This is a genomic window from Streptomyces turgidiscabies Car8, assembly GCF_000331005.1.
Lineage (GTDB): Bacteria > Actinomycetota > Actinomycetes > Streptomycetales > Streptomycetaceae > Streptomyces > Streptomyces turgidiscabies.
Genome location: NZ_AEJB01000469.1, coordinates 1 through 3,321 on the forward strand (window position 1 = coordinate 1; position 3,321 = coordinate 3,321).

Annotated in this window: 3 protein-coding genes; all 3 read left to right on the forward strand. The window is 71.0% G+C overall.

Translation table 11 applies throughout. The annotated features are described in order from the left end of the window. The first annotated feature begins 69 nt into the window (after nt 1-69). The 3 genes from ureG (at nt 70) to STRTUCAR8_RS34035 (ending at nt 3,305) form a co-directional block, all read left to right on the forward strand. Complete coding sequence (gene ureG, locus STRTUCAR8_RS34025) at nt 70-750, forward strand: urease accessory protein UreG (protein WP_006380776.1); 681 nt, start codon at nt 70-72, stop codon at nt 748-750. After that, nucleotides 747-1,517, forward strand: a complete 771-nt coding sequence (locus STRTUCAR8_RS34030) for an urease accessory protein UreD (protein ID WP_006380778.1) — start codon at nt 747-749, stop codon at nt 1,515-1,517. The genes ureG and STRTUCAR8_RS34030 overlap by 4 nt, the downstream gene beginning before the upstream one ends. A 192-nt stretch (nt 1,518-1,709) precedes the next feature. Continuing rightward, nucleotides 1,710-3,305: an alpha/beta hydrolase gene (locus STRTUCAR8_RS34035; protein WP_006380777.1), complete on the forward strand. Its 1,596-nt coding sequence runs from the start codon at nt 1,710-1,712 to the stop codon at nt 3,303-3,305. The last annotated feature ends 16 nt before the right edge of the window (nt 3,306-3,321 follow it).

Here is a 3,321-nt window from a genome sequence, read left to right on the forward strand (position 1 = left end):
GGGTAGGGGCGGCGGGGGCGTGGGAAAAGCCAGTAACCGAAACCAGAATCAGAACCGGAGCCGTATCCCATGCACCTCGACCACTCCCACCCCCAGCCCGGCGCAGCCGTGGGCGCGGACGCGCACCGCCCCGACGGCACCCGTCGAGCCCTGCGCATCGGACTCGGCGGTCCTGTCGGCTCCGGCAAGACCGCCACCGTCGCCGCCCTCTGCCGAGCCCTGCGCGCCGAGCTGTCCCTCGCGGTCGTCACGAACGACATCTACACCCGCGAGGACGCCGAGTTCCTGCTGCGCGAGGCCGTGCTGCCGCCCGAGCGGATCACCGCGGTCGAAACCGGCGCCTGCCCGCACACCGCGATCCGCGACGACATCTCCGCCAACCTCGAAGCCGTCGAGGACCTGGAGGACGAGGTCGGGCCGCTCGACATCGTCCTCGTCGAGTCCGGGGGCGACAACCTCACCGCCACCTTCTCCAAGGGCCTCGTCGACGCGCAGATCTTCGTCATCGACGTCGCGGGCGGCGACGACATCCCGCGCAAGGGCGGTCCGGGCGTCACCACCTCCGACCTGCTCGTCGTCAACAAGACGGACCTCGCGCCGTACGTCGGTTCCGACCTCGGCCGGATGGCCACGGACGCGAAAGCGGCGCGCGGAGAGAGGCCCGTCGTCTTCCAGTCGCTGCGCGGTGAGGCCGGCGTCGAGGACGTGGCCGCCTGGGTGCGGGCCCAGTTCGCGGCGTGGACGGCATGACCACCGGCGTACGGGCCACCGCTCGGATCGTCGCCCGGCCGGACGGCCGGGGCGGCACCGCCCTGCCGGTGCTCGACGGCGACGGCCCGCTGGCCCTGCGTCGCATCCGCGCCCACGGCGACGAGGCCCGCGTCATGCTGGTCGGCGCCATGAGCGGCCCCCTCGGCGGCGACCGCTTCACCGTCGAGGCACGGGTGGAGGAGGGCGCCCGACTGTGGCTGGGGTCAGCCGCCGCCACCATCGCGCTGCCGGGCCAGGCGAAGGGCGAGGCCCGTTACGACGTACGGATCGAGGTCGCCGACGGCGGTGAACTCCGTTGGCTGCCCGAGCAGTTGATCTGCGCCCAGGGCAGCGAGCTGTACGTCGGCACACGCGTCGACCTCGCACCCGACGCCCGCCTCGTGTTCCGCGAGGAGCAGGTGCTCGGGCGCTTCGGTGAGGAGCCCGGGCGGCTCTCCAGCCGTCTCACGGTGCGGGTGGGGGGACTGGTCGTCCTGGACCAGGAGCTGGCGTGCGGTCCCGGCGCGCCGGGCGGCTGGGACGGGCCCGCCGTACTGGCAGGGCATCGCGCCCTCGGTCAACTGGTCGTCGTACGACCGGAGTTCGCGGACACGCCGGTCGAGGCCCGGCTGCTGGGGGAGAACGCCGCGCTCGTTCCGCTCGCCGGCCCCGCCGCACTGGTGACCGCGGTCGCGTCGGACGCGCTGCGGCTCCGCCGGGTGCTGGACGAAGCACTGGCAGCCCTCGCGCCCGCCGGTAGCGGCTGACTCACCCGGGGCACCGGCCCGCCCGTCGAGCACGGCAAATCCGCACACCACACCGGATATCCGCTCAGCGGAACTGCGGTCACCGTTTATCGGATTGGCAAAGAAGGCTGCCCACCCCCTGTTCACAGGTCCCTCACAGCGGCGAGGATCCCCGTTGTCGACCAAGCACAACTACCTACGGGGAGGTCCCACTTGAGAGGCACCAGACTGACGAGACGAGCCGCCGCGCTCGGTTCCGCCGGAGCACTCGTCACGACGACCCTGATAGCCGGCGCCGTCGCGGCGCCCGCGGCCAGCGCGGACGCCCGCCACGGCCAGGACCGTGAGACGCACGGTGCGGCCATCGCCGCCACGCGAGCCGCGAAGGCCGGAATCGACTGGCAGGACTGCGCGGCCGACTGGGGCCTGGAGAAGCCGATCCAGTGCGGTTGGGTCACGGTGCCGCTCGACTACGCGAAGCCGTACGGCAAGCAGATCAAGCTCGCCGTCGACCGCATCGGCAACACCGGGACGAAGGGCGAGCGGCAGGGCGCCCTCGTCTACAACCCGGGCGGTCCCGGCGGCTCCGGGCTGCGTTTCCCGCGCCGCGTCGTCACGAAGAACCCGCTGTGGACCAACGTGTCGAAGGCGTACGACTTCGTGGGCTTCGACCCGCGTGGAGTCGGCCACTCGGCGCCCATATCCTGCGTCGACCCGCAGGAGTTCGTGAAGGCGCCCAAGCTGGACCCGGTGCCCGACACGGAGGCGGACAAGCGTGCCCAGCGCAGGCTCGCCCGCGAGTACGCGGAGGGCTGCTACGAGCGCAGCGGCGAGATGCTCCCGTACATGACCACGCCCAACACCGTCCGTGACCTGGACGTCATCCGTGCCGCGCTGGGGGAGAAGAAGCTCAACTTCCTCGGTGTGTCGTACGGGACGTACATCGCGGCCGTCTACGGCACGCTGTACCCCGGGCACGTCCGCCGCATGATCGCGGACAGTGTCGTCAACCCGTCGCGCGAGAAGATCTGGTACGAGGCCAACCTCGACCAGGACATCGCCTTCGAGACGCGCTGGAAGGACTGGCAGGACTGGGTCGCCAAGAACGACGCGGTCTTCCACCTCGGTACCACGCGGGCCCAAGTGCAGGCGAAGTGGCTGGAGTTGAGGGCCACCGCCAAGAAGAGCCCGATCGGCGGTCTGGTCGGACCGGCCGAGCTGATCTCCTTCTTCCAGAGCGCCCCGTACTACGACTCGTCGTGGATTCCGGTCGCCACCGTCTTCAGCCAGTACGTCGCGGGTGACACCCAGGCGCTCGTCGACGCGGCGGCCCCCGACCTCACGGACACCGCGGGCAACGCGGCCTCCGAGAACGGCAACGCCGTCTACACGGCCGTCGAGTGCACCGACGCCAAGTGGCCCACCAGCTGGAAGAAGTGGGACCGCGACAACACCCGGCTGCACAAGAACTACCCGTTCATGACGTGGGCCAACGCCTGGCTGAACCTGCCGTGCGCGACCTGGCCGGTCAAGCAGCAGACGCCGGTGAACGTGAAGTCCGGCAAGGGCCTGCCGCCCGTGCTGATCGTGCAGTCCACGCGTGACGCGGCCACCCCGTACGACGGCGGCGTCGAACTGCACAAGCGCTTCAAGGGCTCCCGTCTGATCACCGAGAAGGACGCGGGCTCCCACGGTGTGACCGGGCTCGTCAACCCGTGCATCAACGAGCGGGTGGACACCTACCTGCTCACCGGCAAGGTCGACGCGGCGGACGTGACCTGCGCCCCGCACACCACCCCGAAGCCGTAGCTCCAGCCGGCAGTCG

Coding starts and splice junctions, on each gene's coding strand:
- ureG (WP_006380776.1), top strand. CDS start 70: ATGCACCTCGACCACTCCCACCCCCAGCCCGGCGCAGCCGTGGGCGCG.
- STRTUCAR8_RS34030 (WP_006380778.1), top strand. CDS start 747: ATGACCACCGGCGTACGGGCCACCGCTCGGATCGTCGCCCGGCCGGAC.